The 22,217-nt window shown below is 71.2% G+C and carries 19 protein-coding genes; 9 read left to right on the top strand and 10 right to left on the bottom strand.

The features are described from left to right. The 5 genes from APR04_RS13350 to APR04_RS13370 form a co-directional block, all read left to right on the top strand. The coding region (locus APR04_RS13350; protein WP_253871002.1) for a polymorphic toxin-type HINT domain-containing protein at positions 1 to 1,364 on the top strand (1,364 nt) is incomplete at its 5' end. 164 nt (positions 1,365 to 1,528) lie between these two features. Continuing rightward, positions 1,529 to 2,077 carry a hypothetical protein gene (locus APR04_RS13355; RefSeq protein ID WP_253871004.1) on the top strand — a complete coding sequence of 183 codons (549 nt, stop codon included), beginning with the start codon at positions 1,529 to 1,531 and terminating at the stop codon, positions 2,075 to 2,077. 161 nt (positions 2,078 to 2,238) lie between these two features. Next, complete coding sequence (locus tag APR04_RS13360; RefSeq protein ID WP_253871006.1) at positions 2,239 to 2,391, top strand: hypothetical protein; 153 nt, start codon at positions 2,239 to 2,241, stop codon at positions 2,389 to 2,391. Positions 2,392 to 2,675: 284 nt separating this feature from the next. Continuing rightward, positions 2,676 to 3,929 carry a hypothetical protein gene (locus APR04_RS13365; protein WP_253871008.1) on the top strand — a complete coding sequence of 418 codons (1,254 nt, stop codon included), beginning with the start codon at positions 2,676 to 2,678 and terminating at the stop codon, positions 3,927 to 3,929. Positions 3,930 to 4,008: 79 nt separating this feature from the next. Then, entirely contained in the window at positions 4,009 to 4,479 is a 471-nt protein-coding gene (locus tag APR04_RS13370) for a PPOX class F420-dependent oxidoreductase (protein ID WP_253871009.1), read from the top strand. A gap of 40 nt (positions 4,480 to 4,519) precedes the next feature. Here the strand turns inward: APR04_RS13370 and APR04_RS13375 are convergent, their stop codons facing one another. The 4 genes from APR04_RS13375 to APR04_RS13390 all read right to left on the bottom strand — a co-directional run bounded on the left by APR04_RS13375 (position 4,520) and on the right by APR04_RS13390 (position 9,405). After that, on the bottom strand, positions 4,520 to 6,250 hold the full coding sequence (locus APR04_RS13375; protein ID WP_253871010.1) for a peptidase M16 family protein: 1,731 nt from the start codon (positions 6,248 to 6,250) through the stop codon (positions 4,520 to 4,522). Beyond that, on the bottom strand, positions 6,247 to 7,998 hold the full coding sequence (locus tag APR04_RS13380; protein WP_253871011.1) for a peptidase M16 family protein: 1,752 nt from the start codon (positions 7,996 to 7,998) through the stop codon (positions 6,247 to 6,249). Before APR04_RS13380 ends, APR04_RS13375 begins: the two co-directional genes overlap by 4 nt. After that, positions 7,995 to 8,975 (bottom strand): hypothetical protein, encoded by a 981-nt coding sequence (locus APR04_RS13385; RefSeq protein ID WP_253871012.1) that lies wholly within the window; start codon positions 8,973 to 8,975, stop codon positions 7,995 to 7,997. Before APR04_RS13385 ends, APR04_RS13380 begins: the two co-directional genes overlap by 4 nt. Before the next feature lie 178 nt (positions 8,976 to 9,153). Further along, positions 9,154 to 9,405, bottom strand: a complete 252-nt coding sequence (locus APR04_RS13390; protein ID WP_253871013.1) for a hypothetical protein — start codon at positions 9,403 to 9,405, stop codon at positions 9,154 to 9,156. 52 nt (positions 9,406 to 9,457) lie between these two features. Here APR04_RS13390 and APR04_RS13395 point away from each other — a divergent pair, with 52 nt between their 5' ends. After that, entirely contained in the window at positions 9,458 to 10,672 is a 1,215-nt protein-coding gene (locus APR04_RS13395; protein ID WP_253871014.1) for a pyridoxal phosphate-dependent aminotransferase, read from the top strand. A 91-nt stretch (positions 10,673 to 10,763) separates the two neighbouring features. On the opposite strand, the gene APR04_RS13400 is transcribed toward APR04_RS13395, so the two are convergent. From APR04_RS13400 to APR04_RS13425, 6 genes are all read right to left on the bottom strand, one after another. Beyond that, on the bottom strand, positions 10,764 to 12,524 hold the full coding sequence (locus APR04_RS13400; RefSeq protein ID WP_253871016.1) for an alpha/beta fold hydrolase: 1,761 nt from the start codon (positions 12,522 to 12,524) through the stop codon (positions 10,764 to 10,766). Between the two features lie 51 nt (positions 12,525 to 12,575). Beyond that, positions 12,576 to 14,540, bottom strand: coding sequence for a hypothetical protein (locus tag APR04_RS13405; protein ID WP_253871018.1), 1,965 nt, complete (start codon positions 14,538 to 14,540; stop codon positions 12,576 to 12,578). Between the two features lie 156 nt (positions 14,541 to 14,696). Beyond that, complete coding sequence (locus APR04_RS13410; protein ID WP_253871020.1) at positions 14,697 to 15,281, bottom strand: GNAT family N-acetyltransferase; 585 nt, start codon at positions 15,279 to 15,281, stop codon at positions 14,697 to 14,699. Positions 15,282 to 15,342: 61 nt separating this feature from the next. Next, on the bottom strand, positions 15,343 to 16,464 hold the full coding sequence (locus APR04_RS13415; protein ID WP_253871022.1) for an Rv2578c family radical SAM protein: 1,122 nt from the start codon (positions 16,462 to 16,464) through the stop codon (positions 15,343 to 15,345). Positions 16,465 to 16,531: 67 nt separating this feature from the next. Beyond that, positions 16,532 to 17,902, bottom strand: a complete 1,371-nt coding sequence (gene hisS, locus APR04_RS13420) for a histidine--tRNA ligase (protein WP_253871024.1) — start codon at positions 17,900 to 17,902, stop codon at positions 16,532 to 16,534. A gap of 77 nt (positions 17,903 to 17,979) precedes the next feature. Beyond that, on the bottom strand, positions 17,980 to 18,642 hold the full coding sequence (locus tag APR04_RS13425) for an MBL fold metallo-hydrolase (protein ID WP_253871026.1): 663 nt from the start codon (positions 18,640 to 18,642) through the stop codon (positions 17,980 to 17,982). A gap of 206 nt (positions 18,643 to 18,848) precedes the next feature. Here APR04_RS13425 and APR04_RS13430 point away from each other — a divergent pair, with 206 nt between their 5' ends. The 3 genes from APR04_RS13430 to APR04_RS13440 all read left to right on the top strand — a co-directional run bounded on the left by APR04_RS13430 (position 18,849) and on the right by APR04_RS13440 (position 22,212). Further along, the gene (locus APR04_RS13430; RefSeq protein ID WP_253871028.1) at positions 18,849 to 19,625 is read left to right on the top strand and encodes a peptidylprolyl isomerase; all 777 of its coding nucleotides are present in this window, start codon (positions 18,849 to 18,851) and stop codon (positions 19,623 to 19,625) included. After that, complete coding sequence (locus tag APR04_RS13435; RefSeq protein ID WP_253871030.1) at positions 19,622 to 21,520, top strand: DUF349 domain-containing protein; 1,899 nt, start codon at positions 19,622 to 19,624, stop codon at positions 21,518 to 21,520. Before APR04_RS13430 ends, APR04_RS13435 begins: the two co-directional genes overlap by 4 nt. A 71-nt stretch (positions 21,521 to 21,591) precedes the next feature. Further along, a complete protein-coding gene (locus APR04_RS13440) occupies positions 21,592 to 22,212 on the top strand; it encodes a hypothetical protein (RefSeq protein ID WP_253871032.1) in 621 nt (206 codons plus the stop codon). Positions 22,213 to 22,217: the final 5 nt, after the last annotated feature.

A 22,217-nucleotide genomic window follows, 5' to 3' on the forward strand; every position in this document is an offset into this window, starting at 1 on the left:
AGGCGGCTGCGGGGTCGAAGGACCGGTGGCAGGACCTCGCCGATGGCGCGAAGGACGAGACCGAGAAAGCCGAATACGAGCAAAAAGCACAGCAGGCCGGCGGCGACGCGGACCAAGCCGCCGGGGTACTCTCCTCCGCGAAGTCCACCGTGGAGTCGGCCGTGTCGGATCGGGATCGGGCGGCGGAGCATGCGGTCGACCAGATCGAGGAGATCACCTCCTCCGATGATCTGAATGATGGGTGGTGGGACAACTGGGGTTCCAAGCTCGTCGCCGCGATCGCGGACATCGCCGACATGATCTCCACCATCGCCGGGATCCTCGCGATCATCGTCGCGTTCATCCCAGTGGTCGGCACCGCGCTTGCTGGGGTGCTGATCGTCATAGCGGCGGTGGCGGCGATCGTCAGTGCGGTCGCGAACATCACCCTGGCCGCCACGGGTGAGCGCTCCTGGGCCGAGGCCGGCCTGGCAATCGCAGGCGCTGCCCTGTCGTTGATCGGTCTGGGTGCCGCGGCGAAGGCCGCGACCGGGCTCGCCAAGGGCGTCAGCAAGACCGCGGTCAAGCAGGGGCTGAGATCGGGCAAGAACTGCAAGCTCGGGTTCAGTACCTGTTTCGTGGCCGGCACCCCGGTCCTGACCGCGGACGGCACCAAGCCCATCGAAGACATCCGGGCCGGGGACAAGGTCTGGACCCGGAACCTCGCCACGGGTCTGGAGGAGCTACAGCTGGTCGCCGAGACGTTCGTGCACCAGACCGTCGCCCTGCATCACCTGACCATCAACGGATCCGTGGTCTCCACGACGGCCGAGCACCCGTTCATGGTCCACGGGCGAGGCTGGCAGATGGCCGGCAACCTGCGCCCCGGCGACGTGCTGATCACCCCCGACGGCACCACCGTCCTGGAGGCCGTCGACGTCGAGGAACGCGACCTCGCCGACATCGAGAACGTCTACAACTTCCACGTCGAGAACAACCACAACTACTACGTCCACGCCGGCGACACACCCGTCCTGGTCCACAACAGCCACGGCGGTGCGGACGATGCCACCGAGATTGTCTCGAAGAAGGCGGACAAGTGGTTCGACACCCAAGATGATGCTCGGAACGCCGTGCTCGACGCACACGGCGTCTCTGACAAGTCCCTCGTGGACAGCTACACCATGTACGGTCCGAACCCGAACCTCAAGGGCCCGCAGGGGCAGCCCTGGGAGCAGCTCGAAGCCATAGACGACAGCGGTCGCCTGGTGCAGATCGAACACCACTCGAACGGCCATTTCTTCAAAGACACCAATGAGTACGCACTGCCGCACTACCACGGCCCCGAGGGGCACTACTTCTATGGGAATGAGCGCATATGGTAACCGCCACGTTCGTCGACGGCCCTGAGCTCGGCGCGTTGCTGTACTGGCCTGAGGAAGCATCGAGACGCCTGCCATCTGCGTTGTGGCTTCCCGCCGATGCGGACGAGGAGTCATCGCTGGTCGCTGCACTCGGTTCAGCCTGGGAGTCCTTTCAGTGGTGCGGGATGGGTACGTGGTTCGCACCGGCCACTGCGCCAGAGCTGCCGGCAGGCCTGGCCGATCGGTACGACGGCCTGCAGCGCGAGCTCATCGCGGAAGGGACCTTGACGACACCCCGGGGGCTCACGGTGCGTACCGAGTGGAGCACCTTGAATCCGGGCTCCGGAGCCCTCCACGAATTCCTCACGGCCGCGCGGGAAGCCCGAGGTAACGGAACGTCTCTCGCCCTCATGGGGAAAGGCGCCTCGCCCAAGGCGTGGTACGCCGCGTCCACAGCGATGATGCACCGAGGGCTGCTCGCCTTCGGGGGGATCGGCGGCACGGATCGCGAGGAAGCCAACCGGTCAGCATCGCTCACGTACCTGGCCACGGGCCCTGGCGCAGGCTACGCGAGCCTGGTTCCGCTCGATCATCATCCGTGGGGGGGATACGTCCTCGTGGGCGACGCGACGATTCTCTCCGCGCTGAGGTCGGCACTGCCTGACCCCGTCCCGGGCCTCGCGGAGGCTACCTGGGAGGACGTCGTACGCCGCGCGGGCAGCCTCGCGCTCTGACCTCTGCCGCGCCCCGGACCATAGGGCCCCCGTTCCGCGCGATCGACCCTGCCACCAGGAGCTGCAACTGGTGACCGAGACATTCGTCCGGTCTACCGACGAGCTGTTCCACCTGACCATCAACGGCACGGTGGTCTCCACGACCGCCGGAGCATCCGTTCATGGTGCAGGGGGGCGGGGCTGGATCGATGCCGCGTTCCTCGAGGCCCCCCGACGGCACCACCGTCCCGGTCGCCATCGAGACCGAACAGCGTGGTGAAGCAGAGATCGAGACGGTCTACAACCTCCACGTCGAGACCCACTCCAACTACTAAGTCCACGCCGGCGACACGGCCTTTCTCGTCCACAACACCGGGCATAAGAAAGCGATCAAATGGAGCTCGAAGGCCGGCTCACTATGAAGAACTCTTGGTGCTGCTAGGGGAGCACGTCTCCGTCACGATCGCACAAGAGGTGCACGACACACCTACCATCACCCCTCACGACACAGTGGCCTGGACGTTCATCAAGCGTTCAGAAGTAGCCGCGTCGTGACACCTGCACCACCCCCGTCCCGGAACGGTCCCCGTCAGGACCGCAACGAAGGAGACCCTCAGGTATGAACGACGAATCGTCCCCGGTGGGACCTCTCGGATCCGACGGTGAGAGCCCTCGCCCGACCGTCGATCCCCAGACCGATGTCGGCTCTCCCGCCCTTGCCCTGGCCCTTGCGACGGTTGACCGAGCCGCCGTGGGCGAGGCGCTGCGGGACGACGCCGTCGTCGTGCCGATCCTCGACCGCGGGGACGGCACACCCCAGATCCAGGTGTTCCCCACACCGGAGGACTCCGTCAAGCCCTACCAGCTGCACCTGTTCTCCACGACGCAGACCCTGGGCGAGTTCCTCGGAGACGCCCCGGACCGCGCATTCAGCCTGCGTCGGCGCGAGTCCTTGGTGCCCTTCATCAAGCGGCACGGTGACGCGCTCCAGCAGGTGGTCATAGACCCCTCCGGGCCCAGCCCCATGGCGTTCGGGGTCGCCGAGGCCCTGGACCTCCTGGACCCACAGCCGCCCGCCGACGACCCGACCGGTCTGTTCGACGAGACGGGCGCCGGGATCAGCGGCGAGGCGCTGCATGCCCTGGGCACCGTCGAGGACCCGGGCGGGTATCGCGGCATCGGCATCGAGCTGAACCTGCCCGACCACTGGGCGATGATCGAGCTCGACGAGCCCGAGCAGCGCGAACGTCAGATCCGCGAGATCGTCAAGCAGCAGACGGCTCGGCTGGGCGACCGCTCCGCTCCCCTGCGTCGTGACCTGCGCGAAAAGATGATCGAGGTCGCCGACAAGGCCGAGGCCGCCGGCGGAAAGATCATGGCCTACCTGCTGCTGCCCGGCCAGGAGGCCACGCTCGCCCTGAACCTGACCCTCTACTGGCACGATCTCGGCCCGGAGGCGGGGACGGCGAGCCACCTGCAGCGGGTGCAGGACCGCCTCAACTCCGATCTCGGACAGGAGGGCGTCCTGACCCGCACCGAGACGCTGTCCGGGCCGTTCCTCCGCCACGTCCGGCAGAGCCGGGGTGCCGAGGAGGTCGGCGGCCAGGACGTCCCGCTGCTCCTGGTCGACTACTGGGCCGAGGCTCCCGGGAAGCAGTCGGTGGCACGGCTCGCGTTCTCCACCCCGCACATCGGGATCCGGGACGAGATCCTGCGTCTCACGGACAAGGTCCTGTTCTCCACCGAGTGGATCCTCGGGCAGCCGAGCGAGAACACTCCCGCGGACTCCGCGGCCGAGCCGGGCTCCGGCGAACCGGGCGGACCCGCTGCCCCCGCCCCGGCACCGTCCACGCCGAGCCCCGCCGGCGTCTGACGCGCACGCGGGAACCCTCGCGGGAGCCCTGGCGAGCCGTCGCCAGGGCTCCCGCCCTGCCTGGCGTAGCCTGCTGCACATGCCCAGGACGATCGCAACCAACACCGTGGTGACCCGTGACGAGCTGCTGGAGTTCCTCCGCTCGCGCCGCAACGGGATCCTCGTGACCAGCCGGGCCGACGGCGCCCCGCAGCTCAGCCCCGTCACGTACGGCGTCGACCCGCAGGGGCGCGTCGTCGTCTCCACGTACCCGGAACGCGCCAAGGTGCGGAACCTGAAGAAGCGGCCCGCGGCGTCGTTCATGGCGCTCGGGGAGGGCTTCAACGAGGCCTGGGTCCAGGTCGACGGCACCGCCGAGGTGCTGGACGTCCCCGAGTCCGTCGAGCCGCTGGTCGACTACTTCCGCGCGGCCGCGGGCAAGGAGCACCCCGACTGGGACGAGTACCGCGCGGCCATGGTCGAGCAGGGCAAGTCGATCGTGCGGATCACCGTCGAGCGCTGGGGCCCGATCGCGACGGGCGGGTTCCCTGCGCGGCTCGCGGAGGGGTGACCCGGCGGCACCGCCGGGTCAGCCCGTCCACGTCGCGTCCTCACTGACGTAGCCGCCGCAGCCCCCGGTAGCACAGCCAGGTGACACCGGCACAGATCAGTCCCACGGGCACCATGATGGCTGGGAACTGCCAGTCCTGCGGCCCGTCCAGCCAGGCGAGGGACCAGAGCAGGAGTGCCGCCATGGAAGCGAGCACTCCGCTGATCGCCGCCAGCAGCGCAAGGAAGATCCCGACGACGGCACCCACGCTCCCAGCGTCTGCCACCAGCCGGCGGGACGTGCCCCGGAGCCCGCCCTCCCCCGCCTCGCGCTCGGCCCGCGCCTTGCGCACCTTCTGGACCCGCACTCTGTCGGGGCGCCCCGGCGCCTCCGGCCGAGGCACCGGTATCGTCCGGCCGCTCGGCACGTGCTGGTCGACGAGCCGGACGACCGCCGGCACATCGAGGTCGCCGTGCAGGGTCGGCTCGAGGGGGACCCGTGCCCCGTCGAGGCCGATCAGGAGCCGCCCGCCGTCCGGATAGGCCAGGAGCGCGGCGGTCGCGTCGAATCGGACCGTCGTCCGGGTCCGTCCGTCGCGGAGTGTGGCGCCCTCGTTCCCGACCACGATCGTCGCGTCCGCGTCCAGGCGTTCGAAGGCTCGGCCGGCGACGGGTTCGCCTGCCCCACGGGGGACGAACGACGTGCCCGCCCAGCCCGATCCGACCGGCGTGACGAGCAGCCCCGAGTCCCAGGCCTGACGGGCGAGCGCGACGACGTCGGCCTCGGTCACGTTCTCGATCGCCGTCCGCCGTTGGGCCGGTGACACGGCCGGGCGACCCAGCAGCGTGCGCACGGCGTCGTCCGACAGCCACATCGCGTCCTGGTGCGGTTCGTCGAACGCCATGAGCAGGTGGGCCCGCGCCGTCTCCAGCACGTTCTGGTCCACGGCGTAACGCAACCGACCCCAGGTGTCGAGGAACTCGCCCGTCGCCGCTGCGGCGGTCTCCTGCCGGAGGCCCGCGGCGATCTGCAACATGGCCCGTTGCCCGTCGAGCACGCCGACCAAGGCGTACACGTCGTACGTCCAGCCGCGGTCGTGCCGCAGGTTCTGGAACACCGCCCGCCGCGCGACCTCTGCCAGCACACCGAGGGCAGGCACATCGGGCACGACGGCGTCCCAGATCACCTTGCTGCCACCGGCAGGCGCCTCGGCCGGCAGGTGCGGCGCGAGGCCGTCGGCGGGCGGCGCCGGGAGGTCAGGGCCGGAACCGTCGGGCAGTGCCAGGTCCAGGTCCGGCGTGCTCTCGCCCGTCGACCACACCACCGTGTTCGACCCGACGAACCACCTGCGTGCCCAGGCCCGCAGCTCGTCGTCGGTCACCCGGTGCAGTCCCACGTACTGGCCCGGTCCGAGGCCGTAGCCCTGCAGCCCGAACCGCCAGGGCGGCAGCGCGACGACGTCAGCGGTGCGCTCCCGCAACGCGCGCGCCTCGGTCCCGCGATGCCGGACCGGCAGGCCCGCCAGGGCGTCCGACAAGCCACGCAGCGTCGCTCGCACCCTGTCCTCGGAGCCGCTCACCCGCACCTCCGTCACGGTGGGGCCCACGGAGGCGGCGAGGTCGAGGCCTGGCCGTTCCACGGACCGCAGCGCCAGAGCGAGCGCGAGGGCCGTGATCCCGCTGGTGGGCAGGGTCTCGTCGGCGTACCCGACCCGGAACACCAGGCCTGCCGTCATCCGGCCAGGGCGGTACGCGAACATCGCGCGAAGGCCGCGGTCGGTGGACAGGCTCATCGATCGCTCTTTCCGTGTCGCTGCCGCACCAGACCGATGGAGGCCCAGACCAGCGCGAGCACGGGCAGGAGGCCCAGCCTGAGCTCGAAGTCGAGGAGCTCGCTCAGGAGCAGCTGGCCGCCGCCGAGCACGACGATGCCCACCACCCACAGAGCGGCGACCAGCACCACGGTCGCCATGACCGACACCGGTCCGCCGGAGCGGTCGCCACCCCACAGACCCCACCGACCGCGCGCGCCCGTCGCCGTGGGCGGGGGCGGCTCGGCGACAGGGATGTCGCCGGGGTCCCGCGCCGGGAGCTGGACGGTGACGCTCGCCGAGACCCGCGGGTCGACGTGCTGGACGACGTCCCAGACACCGAGCGCCTCGTACAACGTCGGCTCGATCACGATCCGGAACCCGTCGGCCCCGGTGAGCACGCGTGCGCCGTCGGGCACGCACTCCAGGAGCACGCAGTCGTCGAAGCGCACGGTGACGGCGCCGTCAGGAGTGACGAGGCTGACACCCTCCGCGGCGAGGACGAGCGCCACGTCCGGTGCGTCCTTGCGCCGGAACGTCCGTCCCCGTCCGCGCTCCTGTGACCAGACGGGCGCCGGGGCGATCCCGGCCCAGTCCATGACACCCGGTCCGAACCACAGCGCGCCGCTCCACATCTCGCGGGCCATGGCACGGACGTCGTCCGCCGTGACCTGCTCGATCTTGGCCCGTGCCTGCACCGGCCCGACCAGAGGGCGTCCGCTGATCACGCGGTGCGCCAGAGCCGGGAGAAGATCTGCCGGTGGCGCCGAGGCGACCGCCGCGATCTCGTCGAGCGCCTCCGCCCGCGCTGCGGCAAGGTCGTCAGGAGCGACGTGGAAACGCAGACCACCCAGCGCGTCGGCCAGGCCGCCGACGGCCGCGTCGGGCCGGTCTTCCGCAGCCTGGACCGTGACGGAGACGCGTGCCAGATCGTCGTCCAGGATCTCGTAGCCGACGTCGAGCGTGCCGGCGATGTCAGCGTTGCCGCGCAGGTCGCGGTGCAGCACCTCCCGGAGCACCCTGGAGGCGATCTGCGCCGTGTAACCGCGCGGGACGACGGTGTCGAACGCGACCCCGTCCTGCAAGCCGGTCAGATAGGCGGGGGTGTCCGGGAGCACGTTCGTCAGCACGGGCGGCGGCCTGCGCCCGGCGGTCGGCAGTCTCAGGTCGAGGCCTTCCGGCAGGGCGTCCGCCGAGATCCAGGCGAGGGCGTTCTCCCGTGTGAACCTGGTGGCGGACCAGCCGAGCACCTCGTCGGCGGTGATCCGGTCGAGGCCTCGCTCGCCGTACCCGGCCAGACCGAAGCCACGAGCGCCGTGCCTGTTGATCCGCATCCGTCCGCCGAACCCGGTGCTCCTTCCCTCCGCCTCGGACCGCAGGATGTCCTTCTCGGTCTCGATGAGGTCCACCGGCAGCTCACGGAGCGCGGCGCAGACGTCGTTCAGGTAGGCGACGACGTCGCTCGTGGAGCCTGCGACGTGGAACACCGTGACGTCCGCGTGCGTGTGCCCGTTCAGGTGAGCGTCGCTGAGGACCTGGTCGCGCAGCGCGAGGTGCTCGATGAGGTGTGTGATGCCAGACGTGGCGAGGGTCTCGTGCGCCGAGCCGACGCGGAAGATGATGCCGCCGGCGGTGTTGCCCGTCCGGGGCGCGAGGAGCACGGGAACGCCGTCGGCCTCTGCGGCGGTGATGCCGGGGAAGTCCGCGAGGTTCGGGAAGGCTGCGGTCATGCGCGCGCTCCCGGCCCGCGACGACCTGCCGCCTTGGCAGCGGCCTTGGCCGCCAGGTCCCGGTGCGTACGGAAGTTCACCGCGGGTTCGCCGGGGTGGTAGCCCCACATCCCTTCCACCGGTGCGTCACCGAGAGCCTCGAAGTGCGGTGCCGCGTCGGCGTACTGCTGCGCGACCGTGAAGAGGAGCGCGAGGTTCGCGTGCGCGGTCGCTGTCGCCACGGTGCGCGGGTGCTCGGGGTGCCACACCGACGACATCGCCGCCTGGCGCACCCGGTCCAGCATCGCGGGCGGCACGATCCGTTCCCCGTCGAGCCAGCGCTCGACCGCCAGGTCGACCGCTAGCAGGGGACCGAGCGATCCCGGCGCGGCGCCCGCTGTGCACTCCTCGACGAACCGCGAGGCCTCCTCCCAGGACCCGCTCCACTTGGGCAGGATCTGCTGCAGGTAGGCACGCTGCGCGGCGAACACCTGCGGGTCGAGGGCCGCCAGCCGGTCGAACCGGCGCCGGGCCTCGCCCGACCCCAGCTCGAGTCCGCGGGCGGTGGTGATCCTGGCCTCCCACGCCGGCACGTAGCCGGGGTGCTCGGAGCAGACGTCGAACAGGACTCGTTCGGCGCGCCGCAGCCAGTCGTGGAACTGCTCGAACTGGCCGGCGGAGACGTGCTCCGCCCGGAACCGGGACCGGATCGCCCAGCCCACCGTGACATACCGGACCGCGCGGAGCGTCCGGGCCAGCGGGGTGCCGTCGTCGGCGGCGTCGATCGCGGCGGTGAACCGCGGGTCCACGGTCGCGTGGCCGGCGACCGCCCACAGTGTCGCCACGACGTCGTCGTGCGTGGTCAGTGCGCCGGTGGCCGCGAGGACCGCACGGATGTCCCCTGCGTCGCGGGCCCCGCGGAGAGCGGCGCCGTTCGGCACGTGTGCCAGCGGATCGAAGAATTCGGCGGTCGACGCCGCGTCACGTGCAGTGGGCATGGAGTACCTGTCCGGTGTTCGAGTACTTGGGGGCAGCATCGCCCGACCGGAGATTACTGGTGCCATGGCCTCCCACCTGGCCAGATCCGGGTCGTCGCCCGGGTGATCTTCGTGGGACCGGACGGCGACGGGCGGGTTCCCCGCGCGACCCGCGGAGGGGTGACCCGCCCGCCGGCCGTCAGCCGTTCTTGGGGTGCCGCCTGCGCACCAGGACCCATGACGCCACGACGATCGCGAAGGCGAGCACCCAGTCCCAGACACCGGGCAGCGAGCCCACCTCGAGAGCGATGCCGAATCCTCGGTTCAGGAGGATCTGGCCCCCCGCGAGCACCAGCACGGTGCCGACCCACAGGGCGAGGACGAGAACCACGGTCATCCCGGCCGACGCACGCCGGACTGAAACCTTCTCGGCATCATCTGTCATGTTCATCCGGCTATTGTCCCGTGCCGAAGATCTTCCTCCGGTCTGAGAGCATGAGGCTGTGCGAGAGATCAGGCAGAGCCGCAAGCTGAAGTCGGTCCGCTACGACGTCCGGGGTCCGATCCTCGAGGAGGCGTACCGGCTGGAGGCGGAGGGTCACAAGATCCTCAAGCTGAACATCGGCAACCCGGCGCCGTTCGGGTTCGAGGCGCCGGACGCGATCCTCGCGGACATGATGCACCACCTCCCGGAGGCGCAGGGCTACAGCGACAGCCGCGGCATCTACTCGGCGCGTACCGCCGTGGCGCACTACTACCAGTCGCACGGCCTCGACACGCACGTGGACGACGTCTACATCGGCAACGGCGTCTCCGAGATGATCAGCCTGGTGCTCCAGGCCCTGATCGACGACGGCGACGAGGTGCTGGTCCCGGCGCCGGACTACCCGCTGTGGACCGGGGCCGTGAGCCTCCAGGGTGGAACGCCCGTGCACTACCGCTGCGACGAGGCCAACGGCTGGAACCCGGACCTGGAGGACATCGAGTCGCTGATCACCCCCGCCACCAAGGCCCTGGTGATCATCAACCCGAACAACCCCACCGGCGCCGTCTACAGCGAGGCCACCGTCAAGGGCCTGGCCGAGCTGGCGCGCAAGCACGACCTGGTGCTCCTGAGCGACGAGATCTACGAGAAGATCCTGTTCGACGGCGCCACGCACCACCACACCGCCACCTACGCCGACGACGACGTCCTGTGCATCACGTTCAGCGGCCTGTCCAAGGCGTACCGGATCTGTGGCTACCGGTCGGGCTGGGCCATGATCTCGGGTCCGAAGCACCGCGCGGTCGACTTCATCGAGGGCCTCACCCTCGTGGCGAACATGCGCATGTGTGCGAACGTCCCGGCCCAGCACGCCATCCAGACGGCGCTGGGTGGCCACCAGTCGATCGACCACCTGGTCCGGCCCGGCGGACGCTTCTACGAGCAGTCGATGCTCGCCGACAAGCTGCTCAACGACATCCCTGGCGTCACGTCCGTCCGTCCCCGCGGAGCGCTGTACTGCTTCCCGCGCCTGGATCCCGAGGTGTACCCCATCAAGGACGACGAGGCGTTCGTGATCGGGCTGCTGCGCGCCAAGAAGATCCTGGTCACGCACGGCACCGGGTTCAACTGGCCGGAGCCGGACCACTTCCGCCTGGTGACGCTGCCCGACGTCGACGTGCTCACCGAGGCGATCGGGCGGATCGCCGAACACCTGGAGACCCTGCGCGCCTGACCGACCGGTCGAGCCTGTCGAGACGTGTCAGACGTACAGGCCACTCGAATGACCTGTACGTCTGACATGTGGTCGGCAGGCGGGGCCGAGGTCAGCGCCCGGCGTCCACCACCGCCGCCGTACCCGGGAGCACCGGGACCCGCGGTGCGGGCAGGGTCGGCCGCGCGTCGTCCCGCAGCGTGCCCGGGGCGAAGGGCACCAGGTCCTGCTGGCACACCGCGCCGTCGTCGGCCTCGAGCATGACGAGGTAGCGCCCGATCGCCGCGTCGGCGCAGGTGCTCACGCCGACCGTCGTGTGGCCCCAGCCCTCCACGGTGAGCATCCGGGCGTCCGGCCACAGCGCGGCGTAGGGCGCGGTGAAGCCGTAGTGCGTGGCCGGGTCGAACCGGGTGCCGATCACGAGCACGGGCTGCTGCGTGGTCTGCTCCCACGGCCCGGTGTAGGCGTCCTCGTCCTGGGCGGCGACGAACTCGCAGTGGACGCCGACCCAGCCACGGAACAGCCCGAAGTGGGGGTACTGCTCGTCGAGCGCCGCGACCTTGCGCGGGTAGGTCGAGGGCCGGCCGGGGAAGTCGCCGTCGACGCACAGGCTCGCGAGGCCACCGCCGACGGACGCGTAGTCCTCCAGCAGACCGAGGCGGCGCAGCAGCTCCCTGAGGGACGGACCGTGGTCGAGCGTCTGCGCGGCCGACGACGGGACGACGTCCGTCAGGACGGCGAGCTCGGCGAGCAACGCCGCGAGGTTCGGCCAGCCGGCCGTGCCGTACATCGAGAAGAAGACCTGGGCGACCACGTCGGCGTACCCCACCTCGACGGTGGTCCCGTCGCCCAGCGGGATCTCGACGGGCTCCTCCTTGAGCGCCGCATAGACGTCCTCGACCACCTCGGCGGGGTCACCGAGGGCGTTCAGGGCGCAGCGCTCCCCCGCCTCGGCGCACAGCCGCACGAACTCGCCGTACGTCTCGGTGCCGGCCTCCGCCTGCCGCAGGCGGGTGCCGAACAGCTCGCCGTCCGCCGGGCCGGTCCAGGCCCGCGGGTCGACGGTGCCGTCGAGCACCAGCGCACGCACGTTGTCCGGGAACAGCGCCGCGTACGTGGCGCCGAGGAGCGTGCCGTACGAGTACCCGACATAGGTGAGCTCGTCGTCGCCCAGCCGCTGCCGCAGCACGTCCATGTCGCGTGCCACGTTGGCGGTGGACGCCGTCGCGATGCGGTCGCCACCGAACACCGTGCACGCCGTACCGAGCGCCGCCGCCTCACCGAGGAAGCGAGCGTTCTCGGCCCTGGTCAGCGGAAGGGCCAGGCTGGACGCGAGGAACTCCTGCTCGGCCTCCTGCGTGGCGAAGCACGTGGCAGGGTCGGACAGGCCGACGGCGCGCGGGTCGAAGCTGACGATGTCGAAGCGCTCACGGACCGACGCGTCGAACAGGACCTCGCCGATCGCGTGCAGGGTCGACACACCCTCCCCGCCCGGCCCGCCGAAGTTGACCAGGACGCTGCCGATGCGGTTCTCCTGGTCCAGCGCGGGCAGCCGGGTCACGGCGACAGTGCTGGTGCGCCCGCGCGGCCGGTCGTAGTCAGAGGGCACCTCGATCGTGGCGCAGTCGAAGGCGTCAGCGCCCTCGTTCGCGCACGTGGTCCAGGGGAGGTCCGCTGTCGATGCCGGAACGATGGTCTCGGACGCTGTGGCTTCGCTCGCAGCCGTAGCGGATCCTGCGGCTGACGGTGCCGCTCCGGTCGCTGACTGGGCGGGCACGGTGCCCACGGCCAGCAGCGAGCCGACGAAGAGTAGGGACAGGGCTGGGGTGAGGGCCGCGCGTGCTCGGCGCGACGCCGTCGAGCGCAAGGTCATGGCGTCGAGTGAAACAGTCGAATCGAGCACGCACAACGAAAGTTCGCCCGGTCACGGGTTCTTCCCTTCGATGCGGGGTAGTGCGTACAGGAAGGTCTCGTCTGCCTTCGACGTCACGATGAACGCGACGTCCTTGGTCAGCGCTGCGATCGGTGCGGTCTCGCCGGGGCCCTCGGCTGCCTCGAGGTTGACGCCGTCGGGGCCCCAGGTCGCGACGGCCGGCTTGCTCTTGCTGGTGCCATAGACGGTGCGCCCGAGCACCGCCTCGGGGGCGATGTCCCCGAGGTCGGCGATCACAGGCTTCGAACCGACGTCCAGGAGTACTGGCCCGATCGTCCGGGTGGAGCCGGCGCGGTCTCGGAGAGGCACGACGTCAGGCCGGAACGCCGACGACTGGATCAAGCTGCTCGTGCGGATGGCGTTGCGGTTCAGGCCGACCAGTGCGAGGACGTCCTCGGCTGAATCCTCGGTGCGCCAGACGACGGCCAGCTGATTGCCGCCGACAGCGATCGCCGCTGTCGGGTCGCCGACGGCCTGCTCTGGCTTGGGCAGGCGGTGCCGGACGGGATCGGCGTCGGCGGTGATGATCCACCAGGCGTCAGGGCCGACCGCTATGACGTGCTCAGGGGTCGCAGCCACCGGGGTCGCGCCGTCGGGTACGTCGCGGCTGACCGCGGTGGCGCCCTTCTTGTCCAGGAGGGCCACGGTCTGGTCCGGCAGCACGATCAGCGGGGCCGTGCCGTCGTAGGTGACCTCGGCCTGGTCGCTGCCGAGCTCGATCGTGGTGGGAGCCACGCCCGCGGGGTCGGGGGCGTCCAACGGCCACACGTGCAGAGTGCCGGGGCTGTCGGCGGCCAGCACAGGTCCCTCTCCGACCTGCGAGAGGTGGAGGTCCTCGACGAGGTCGCGTCCTTCCCAGGTCGCGGTTCCCGTGGCCCGGTCGAGGATGGTGATCTCGTCGTCTCCCACGGGTGCGACAAGGACTCCGCCGTCGGGGGTGAGCAGGACCTGCGGTTCGCTGCCGACCGGGACCGACCAGAGCGCGGTCTGGCCATAGCCCGCGGGCGCCTCGACCGGGAGGGTCGCTCCCTCGCCGGGCAGCGCGTCCACGGAAGTGGTCGGCCCAGGTTCAGGAAGGTTGCCGGTCAAGGCGACCACGGCGAACGTCCCAGCGGCGACCAGCACGACAGCCCCCGCGACGGCGACCGTGAGCCGGATGATGCGGCGTCGGCGTGGTACCGCTGGCTGGGCAGGGGCAGGGGCAGGCGCGGTGTCGACGGCTTCGCCATGGGCGCGCACGACCGTGACGTCGTCGGGCGGTCCGACGAACGGCGCGGCGTCGACGACCTCGCCATGGGCACGTACGACCGTGACGTCGTCGGGCGGCCCGACGAACGGCGCCGCGTCGACGACCTCACCATGAGCGCGCACGACCGTGACCTCCTCGGGCAGCCCGACGAACGGCGCCGCGTCGACGACCTCACCATGAGCGCGCACGACCGTGACCTCCTCGGGCGGCCCGACGAACGACTGCTGGCTGGACGGAGCGGAATCCGTGACCCCCCGGGGCTCGGTCGAGATCGCTGTGGCCTGGGCCTGGCGGGCGGCATGCGCCCACGGGTCGCCGTCAGGCTTCTCGACGGCGGGATCGGCTGCGCCGGTCACGGGCGGTTCGGGAGCTGCTGCCTCGTCGGTGCTTGCGAGCTTCGGTGCGAAGACCGATGGCGACGGCGCGACCGGTGCGGGGCTCGCCGGACGGCTCTCGTCGGCCTGGACGCGGCCGTCGGGATGCACGATCAGGGGCCACTGCCCGTCCGGCCCGCTGGCCAGTGCACGCACAGGGCGCTGGAGCTCGGCAGCAGTGTCTGCGATGCGCGTGAGGATCGTCAGACGGGCCTCCTCGACGGTGAGGGCCTGGATCGGGTGGCTGGTGCCGTCGATCGTGAGCTCGCCAGTGCCGTCGGGCCGGGCTACGGCCTCGATGCGGGGCCACTCGGGGACTGGGGCAGAGATCATGGTGGGTGCCTTCCTGGGCTACTGGCCTAGGGCGCGGCCGACCGTGGCCGGGCGGGGAACGAGCTCGGTCATGGCCACACGGTAGCCGCAGGTCAGGGTACGGCGTGCAGGTCCCCGGTACGGGCGACCGCCCGCGTGTGCTCGCACAGGCCCTGGTCAGGCGGACGCGCTCGGCGTCAGCCGGGTGTGGACATGCATGTCGTGGTGGCCGTCCGCGTGCAGGGCCGACCTCTGGCGGGTCCCTTCCCAGGGGAAGCCCGCCTTCTCCGCCACCCGGCACGACGCCGGGTTCTGCGTCGAGTGCTCCAGCTCCAGGCGCCGGAAGCCGACGTCGAACGCCCAGCCGCTCGCGGCAGCCAGAGCCCTCGGCGCCAGTCCGCGGCCCCGAGCGGCGGGCACGGTCCAGTAGGCGATCTCGGCGATGCCGTCGAACAGGACGAGGTCCTTGAGCGCGAGCCGCCCGAGCACCGCACCATCGGTCTCGGCGACCGCCCACTCGAGGCGCCGCTCCTGCACCCACGCTCGCCGCCAGGCCGTGATCGTCTCGCGGGCCTCGTCGATCGAGTCGATACCGCGCACGTGCCAGCGCTGGATGTCCGGGTCGGCATAGGCCGACATGACGGCCGTGGCGTCGCCGTCGGCCCACGCGCGCAGCTCGACGCCCTCACCGAGGGGGAACGTGGGCTGCGGAAGCCCTGCGAGAGTGCCGGGCGCGACGGTATGCGGAACGAGCTCAGCCATGGCCACACGCTAGCGGCGCACGTCAGGGTCCGGCCTGCACGTCCTCGGTACGGACGTCTCATCAGAACAGGGTCTCGCTCCCGGCGTCCGCGACCAAGGACGCCGCACCGGCACCGTCGGCCCGCACCCCGCTGAACGCGCCACGTGGGTAGTCGCCCTCCACGTGCTGATCGCCCTCGTGGGCTCCGGCGACCCGGGGGCGATGCATGGCTGCACCCCCTAGCCCGCGCTCGGCGATCAGCGGCCGCACCCGCTCCCAGAGCCAGTCGCGGTAGCCCTTGTGCGCGTAGGCGCCGCGCGCGTAGACCCGCCCGTAGCCCTCCACCAGGTGCGGGTGGTCCCGTTCGAGCCAGCCCAGGTACCACTCGCGAGCCCCCGGGCGCAGGTGCAGGGGCAGCACGGTAACGCCGGTGGCTCCGGCGTCGACCAGGTTGTCGAGCAGCCGTTCGAGGTGGGCGAGCGAGTCGGTGAGCCACGGCAGGACCGGCGCGACCATGACCCCGCACGGCAGGCCTGCGGCCCGGATCGCGCGGATCAGGTCGAGACGGGCGCGCGGCGACGGCGTACCGGGCTCGACGGCCTGCTGCAGCTCGTTGCCCGCTGGTGAGTCGGCGAACGCGAGCGACACCCCGAGACCGACGTCGACCTTCTCGGCGGCCTGCGTCAGCAGCGGCAGGTCGCGCCGCAGGAGCGTGCCCTTGGTGAGGATCGAGAACGGCGTGCCCGAGTCCGCGAGCGCCGAGATGATGCCGGGCATGAGCTGGTAGCGGCCCTCGGCCCGTTGGTACGGGTCGGTGTTGGTGCCGAGCGCGACGGCCTCGTGGGTCCAGGAGGGTTTGGCGAGCTCGGCGCGCAGCACCTGGTCGGCATTGACCTTGACGACTACCTGGGAGTCAAAGTCATGCCCGGCGTCCAGGTCGAGATATTCGTGGGTATTTCGGGCGAAACAGTAATAGCAGGCATGCGAGCAGCCACGGTAGGGGTTGACCGTCCACCTGAACGGCATCTGCGATACCGCCGGCACCTTCGACAGCGCGCTCTTGGCCAGCACCTCGTGGAAGGTCACGCCCGCGAACTCGGGCGACCGGACCGTGCGCAGCAGACCGGATGTGCGCAACCCGGGCAGCTCGAGCCCAGGAAGCGCACCGTCGTCGTGATTGATTGCCTGACCGTGCCATCGCATACCTGATTCGAACACTCGTTCGAACAGGCGTCAAGTTGGTGATCCCGCGGCGTCGGACGCCGGGCGCTCAGGGCACCGGCACCACCTGCGGCCAGCGGTCCTCGTCGGACGGCTCCCACGTCGCCGCGTCAGCATCCACCTGCTCGCCGGAACGGATGTCCTTGACCTGGTCGGCGCCCACCACGCCGTCCTCCCCCGCGGTGCCCGGGAACCATACGAAGGGGATGCCGCGCCGGTCGGCGTACTTGATCTGCTTGCCGAACTTGGCAGCGCTCGGCGCCACCTCGACCGGGATGTCGCGGGCCCGCAGAGCAGTGGCCACGGCGTCGGACACCGCGCGCTCCTCCTCGGACGACACGGCGACGAGCACCGCTGACGGCACCGAACGCGTCGCCCGCACCAGCTCGGCGGACAGCAGACGCGACACCAGGCGCGAGACACCGATCGACAGCCCGACGCCCGGGTACGTGTTCCTGCCGTCCGAGGCGAGCGTGTCGTAGCGGCCGCCCGAGCAGACCGAACCGAGCTGCTCGTGCCCGACCAGCACCGTCTCGTAGACGGAGCCCGTGTAGTAGTCGAGCCCGCGCGCGATCTTGAGGTCCGCCACGACCACGCCCGGAGCACGCTCCGAGGCAGCCGCGATCAGCGCCTCCAGCTCGCCGAGGCCGGTCTCCAGCAGCTCCGTCACCGCACCGTGCGACTCGGCGAGGGCACGGACCTCCGCGATCACCCCGACGTCCGACCCGGAGATGGACGCGAGTGCCAGGCAGGCCTTGGCCTGGTCCTCGGTGGCCCCGCACTCGGCGACGAGCAGACCGGAGACCTTCTCGGGCCCGATCTTGTCGAGCTTGTCGATCTGGCGCAGCACGCCCTCGACGTCGTCCAGGCCGATGCCACGGTAGAAGCCCTCGGCGACCCTGCGGTTGTTCACCAGGATGCGGACCGGCGGCAGGCCGATCCCGGCCAGCGAGCCGAGGGCCTCGGCGATGACGAGCGGCACCTCGACCTCGAAGTGGTACGGGAGCTCGCCAGCGCCCACGACGTCGATGTCGGCCTGGATGAACTCGCGGAAGCGGCCGTCCTGGGGGCGCTCGCCGCGCCAGACCTTCTGGATCTGGTACCGGCGGAGGGGGAACGCGAGCTTGCCCGCGTTCTCGAGCACGTAGCGCGCGAACGGCACGGTCAGGTCGAAGTGCAGGCCGAGCTGCTTGTCAGGAATCTGGCTGTTCTCCTCCTGGAGCCGCGAGAGCAGGTAGACCTCCTTGGAGGTCTCGCCCTTCCGGAGCAGCTGGTCCAGCGGCTCAACGGCCCGCGTCTCGATCCCGGCGAACCCGTGCAGCTCGAAGGTGTGTCGCAGCGTGTCGAGGACATGCTGCTCGACGATGCGACCGTCAGGGAGCCATTCGGGGAAACCGGAGAGAGGAGTGGGCTTTGCCATGCCACAGATCTTCCCACGAGCGCGGACCGCGCGGCCCGGCTTTTCCACAGCCAGCACCTGCCGGCCGATCTACACCCTCATGTGCGGTCCGCGGCGAGGAACGGGTTGGTCACCAGCTCGTGCGCCACGGTGGTCACCGGTCCGTGTCCCGGCACGACGGCGAGCACCGGGTCCAGGACGCGCACGACGGAGCGCAGCGTCTCGGACATCACCTGGTCCGAGCCGCCGTGCAGGTCGGTGCGGCCGACGGAGCCCGCGAACAGGACGTCGCCGGTGAGCACCACCGTGTCGTCGGGGCGGTACAGGGTGGAGCCCTCCGTGTGGCCGGGCGCGTGCAGGGCATGCAGCGTGACCTGCCCGAAGGTGAGCACGGCCGACCCGCCTGGGGTGGCGAACGGTTCGACGACGGCGGGCGCACGGTAGTCGTCGCGGTGCAGGCCGAGCGCGGCCTCCAGCGCGGGGCTGAGGGTACCGAACGGGTCGGCGAGGCGGTAGGCGTCGGCCTCGTGCAGGCGCATCGGGATCTCGTACCGCGCGCACAGCTCTCCGGCGTCCCACGTGTGGTCGGCGTGGCCGTGCGTGGCCAGGACGGCACGCGGCGTAAGGCCTTCGTCGTCGACGAGCCGCCCGACGGCGTCGGCCACTCCGGCGCCCGCGTCGACCACCACGCAGTCGGTGCCGGAGGACACCACGCAGCAGTTGGTCCCGAACACTGGTGCGACCACGACTCGGAGCTCCACGGCGCCAACGTTAACGGCAGATGTTCTCGCTGGCAGACCGCATCTTCACCCGTCGGCGAAACCGCTCGAACAGTATGACTTGGCATCCGATGCCTACACTGTCCCCGCACGGGGTGATTCGCCCCGGATCCGGCAGTGAATCGGTCCAGCGCGGCCAAGCCCCCGGGTCAAGGCGAGCACGAGAGAGCACGGAGAAGGGGAACGCGGTGGCGTCCAGCAATCAGCGGCAGCGCGCACAGCAGGCCAGGCAGGCAGAGAAGCAGGCACAGCGGCTGGCGGCCAAGCGCGCCCGCAAGCAGCGCCTCTGGGGCCTGATCGCGCTGTTCACGGTACTCGCACTCGTCGGCGCCTTCGTGATCGCAGCCCTGGTCGACAACAACGGCACCGCGTCCGACGACGCCACCGGAGCCTGCCCAGCAGGTGTCGAGGAGGCGCGGGACGACTACGAGCTCGCCGATCCGTCGGTCGCCGAGGACCGCACCTGGACCGTCACGCTGCAGGCCTGCTCCGGGGACACCGAGGCCGACATCGTCCTGGAGCTCGACGGCAAGAGCGCCCCGCAGGCCGTCGCCAGCTTCGTCACGCTCGCCCAGGGCGGTTACTTCGACAACACCGGCTGCCACCGCCTCGTCACGCAGGGCATCTTCGTGCTCCAGTGCGGCGACCCGACGTTCACCGGCTCCGGCAGCCCGGGCTACTCGTTCGGCCCCGTCGAGAACGCCCCGCAGAACGACGTCTACCCCGCCGGCACGGTCGCGATGGCGCGCCGCGGCGGAGACGCTGAGTCCATGGGCTCCCAGTTCTTCCTCGTCTACGAGGAATCGACCATCCCCTCCGACGCCGCCGGCGGGTACACGGTCTTCGGCACGATCACATCCGGCCTGGACTTCGTCCAGGCAGTCGCTGACGCGGGAGCGGCGGGCGGTGCATCTGACGGTGCGCCCGTCACCCCGGTCACCATCGAAGGAGTTGAGACCCAGTGAGCGAACCCACTTCTCGCTCGTCCGAGCCCGTCCAGCAGGACGCGCCCGCCGAGCCAGTGGCCGAGACTCCGACCGCAGCCGAATCTTCCGCCGAGGCGGTGAGCGAGGTGACCGAGGCCGCTGAGGCAGCCGAGGTGACCGAGGCTGAGGTGACCGAGGCAGCCGAGGTGGAGGCGCCGGAGGAGACCGTCGGGGCGGCTACCGCGGCCCCCGCACAGGAGCAGGTCGTCGCGGAGGCGCCCGCACAGGTGGCTCCGACGGAGGAAGCTCCCGAGACTCCCGCACAGGAAGCTCCCGCGGAGGAAGCTCCCGAGACTCCCGCACAGGAAGCTCCCGCGGAGGAAACTCCCGAGACTCCCGCACAGGAAGCTCCCGCGGAGGAAGCCGCCGTGGCCGAGGCACCTACGGAAGAGACTCCTGCGCCGGCTGGCGAGGACGTGACTCCCGCCGAGGAGGCGCCCGCCCCGGCGTCTGCTCCCGACCCCCAGCCCGCGACCCCGAAGCCGTCGGCGATCCCGTCGCCGGCCGCGCTCGCGAGGCCGCGTCCGCCCAAGCCCGGCGCGCCTTCGGCTCCCGCGGCGCAGGCAGCTCCCTCCGCGCAGACCCCCGTGGCGCCGGTAGCCGCCGACGCCGCCGCGCACGCCGAGGCGGAGAAGTTCGGCCGTGTGGACGACGATGGCAACGTCTACGTCCGCGAGTCCGCGGGCGAACGCATCGTCGGCCAGTTCCCTGGTGTCGGCACCGAGGAGGCGCTGGCGCTGTACGTGCGCCGGTACCTCGACCTGGCCGCGAAGGTCGGCCTGTTCGAGGCCCGCCTGGAGAGCGCCGACCTGTCGGTGCGCGAGATCGACCAGACGCTCCAGAAGCTCCGCGAGGAGACGACCGAGCCGGCCGCCGTCGGCGACCTGGACGCACTGCGGGGCAGGGTCGAGGCGCTGCGCGGCCGGGCCACGGAGCGCCGGGCCGCGCTCGAGGAGGCGCGCTCCGCCGCGAAGGCAGAGGCCGTCGCCGCCCGGACCTCGATCGTGGAGGCCGCCGAGAAGCTCGCGGCGACCGACCCGAGCAAGATGCAGTGGCGCCCAGCGGGCGAGGAGCTCCGCACCCTGCTGGACCGCTGGAAGGACGCGCAGCGCTCCGGTCCGCGCATCGACCGCCCCACGGAGGAGTCGCTCTGGAAGCGGTTCAGCCACGCCCGCACCGCGTTCGACCGCGAGCGCCGGCACTTCTTCGCCGATCTGGAGCAGCGCAACAGCGCCGCCAAGATCGAGAAGGAGAAGCTGGTCTCCGAGGCGGAGTCGCTGTCGACCAGCACCGACTGGGGTTACACGGCCGGTGCGTACCGCGACCTCATGACGCGATGGAAGGAGGCTGGCCGTGCCTCCCGCAAGGACGACGACGCCCTGTGGGCCCGGTTCCGGGCTGCTCAGGACCGGTTCTTCCAGGCGCGGGACGCCGAGAACGCGGTCATCGACGCGGAGTACGGCGAGAACCTGAAGGTCAAGGAGGAGCTGCTCGCCGAGGCCGAGGCGCTGGTGCCGGTCAAGGACCTGAACAAGGCCAAGGCGGCGCTGCGTGGCCTCCAGGAGCGCTGGGAAGAGGCCGGCAAGGTCCCGCGTGGCGACATCCAGCGTGTCGAGGGTCGGCTGCGGGCGGTCGAGACCGCCGTCCGCGACGCCGACCAGGCGCAGTGGAAGCGCAGCAACCCGGAGACGCGTGCGCGCGCCGAGGGTGCCGCGGCGCAGCTCGAGTCGGCGATCGCGGGTCTTGAGGCGGAGCTCGCGGCTGCCCAGGCCAAGGGCGACAAGCGCAAGGTGTCCGAGCTGGAGGCGGCGGTCGCGGCCCGTCGCTCGTGGCTCGAACAGGTGGTCAAGGCCGCGGAGGACTCCCGAGGCTGACGCCTCCCGAGTTGTCCACAGCGGGCCCGGTCGCACTGCGCGACCGGGCCCGCTGCGCATAGGTTCTGCGCATGCCGTCCCCGCGCACCTCCCTCGCCGCGCTCCTGGACCCCCACGAGGCGCCCGCACCCCTCGTGGTGACACCCGCGCACGTCGGTGGCCCGGTGGCCTGGTCCGACCTGCGTCGTTCCGGTGCCCTGGTCGTGCTGCACGACGGCGCGGCGGTGGCCGCCGGCTCCGTCGTCAGGTCCCGGCACCGCGCGCTGGCGCTCGCGGGCGAGGTACCCGCCCGGTGCGTCCTGGCCGCCTCGACGGCCGCATGGGTGCACACAGGGCTGTACGACGGCGTCGTTGCCCCCGCCTGGCCGACCGGTGCGCCGGTCGAGCTCGCCTACTCCCCCGACACGCACTATCCGGCGCCCCGCCCCGGGCGGGTCACTCGGCGGGCACCGGGGCTCACGCGGGACACGGTCCGGCTCGCGGGAGTGGCGGTCACCGGGATGGCCCGCACCGCCGTCGACGTCGCGTGCACGGCGCCGCTGGACGTGGCGGTGCCCGTGCTCGTCACCCTGGCGGAGCGTGGCGTGGACCTGCGGCAGGCGGCTCGCCGGCTCGACCGGCGGGCCCGCGTGATCGGCCGTCCCGCGGCGCGCCGGGCGCTTTCAGCAGCGCTGGAGCAGCTGGCGGGCTAGGTTCG

It is taken from the genome of Promicromonospora umidemergens, from assembly GCF_024171995.1.
GTDB lineage: Bacteria > Actinomycetota > Actinomycetes > Actinomycetales > Cellulomonadaceae > Promicromonospora > Promicromonospora umidemergens.

Bases quoted from the DNA above. Each gene is read 5' to 3' on its own strand.
- APR04_RS13355 (WP_253871004.1), top strand. From the start codon at position 1,529: ATGGGTACGTGGTTCGCACCGGCCACTGCGCCAGAGCTGCCGGCAGGC.
- APR04_RS13360 (WP_253871006.1), top strand. From the start codon at position 2,239: ATGGTGCAGGGGGGCGGGGCTGGATCGATGCCGCGTTCCTCGAGGCCC.
- APR04_RS13365 (WP_253871008.1), top strand. From the start codon at position 2,676: ATGAACGACGAATCGTCCCCGGTGGGACCTCTCGGATCCGACGGTGAG.
- APR04_RS13370 (WP_253871009.1), top strand. From the start codon at position 4,009: ATGCCCAGGACGATCGCAACCAACACCGTGGTGACCCGTGACGAGCTG.
- APR04_RS13375 (WP_253871010.1), bottom strand. From the start codon at position 6,250: ATGAGCCTGTCCACCGACCGCGGCCTTCGCGCGATGTTCGCGTACCGC.
- APR04_RS13380 (WP_253871011.1), bottom strand. From the start codon at position 7,998: ATGACCGCAGCCTTCCCGAACCTCGCGGACTTCCCCGGCATCACCGCC.
- APR04_RS13385 (WP_253871012.1), bottom strand. From the start codon at position 8,975: ATGCCCACTGCACGTGACGCGGCGTCGACCGCCGAATTCTTCGATCCG.
- APR04_RS13390 (WP_253871013.1), bottom strand. From the start codon at position 9,405: ATGAACATGACAGATGATGCCGAGAAGGTTTCAGTCCGGCGTGCGTCG.
- APR04_RS13400 (WP_253871016.1), bottom strand. From the start codon at position 12,524: ATGACCTTGCGCTCGACGGCGTCGCGCCGAGCACGCGCGGCCCTCACC.
- APR04_RS13405 (WP_253871018.1), bottom strand. From the start codon at position 14,540: ATGATCTCTGCCCCAGTCCCCGAGTGGCCCCGCATCGAGGCCGTAGCC.
- APR04_RS13410 (WP_253871020.1), bottom strand. From the start codon at position 15,281: ATGGCTGAGCTCGTTCCGCATACCGTCGCGCCCGGCACTCTCGCAGGG.
- APR04_RS13415 (WP_253871022.1), bottom strand. From the start codon at position 16,464: ATGCGATGGCACGGTCAGGCAATCAATCACGACGACGGTGCGCTTCCT.
- hisS (WP_253871024.1), bottom strand. From the start codon at position 17,902: ATGGCAAAGCCCACTCCTCTCTCCGGTTTCCCCGAATGGCTCCCTGAC.
- APR04_RS13440 (WP_253871032.1), top strand. From the start codon at position 21,592: ATGCCGTCCCCGCGCACCTCCCTCGCCGCGCTCCTGGACCCCCACGAG.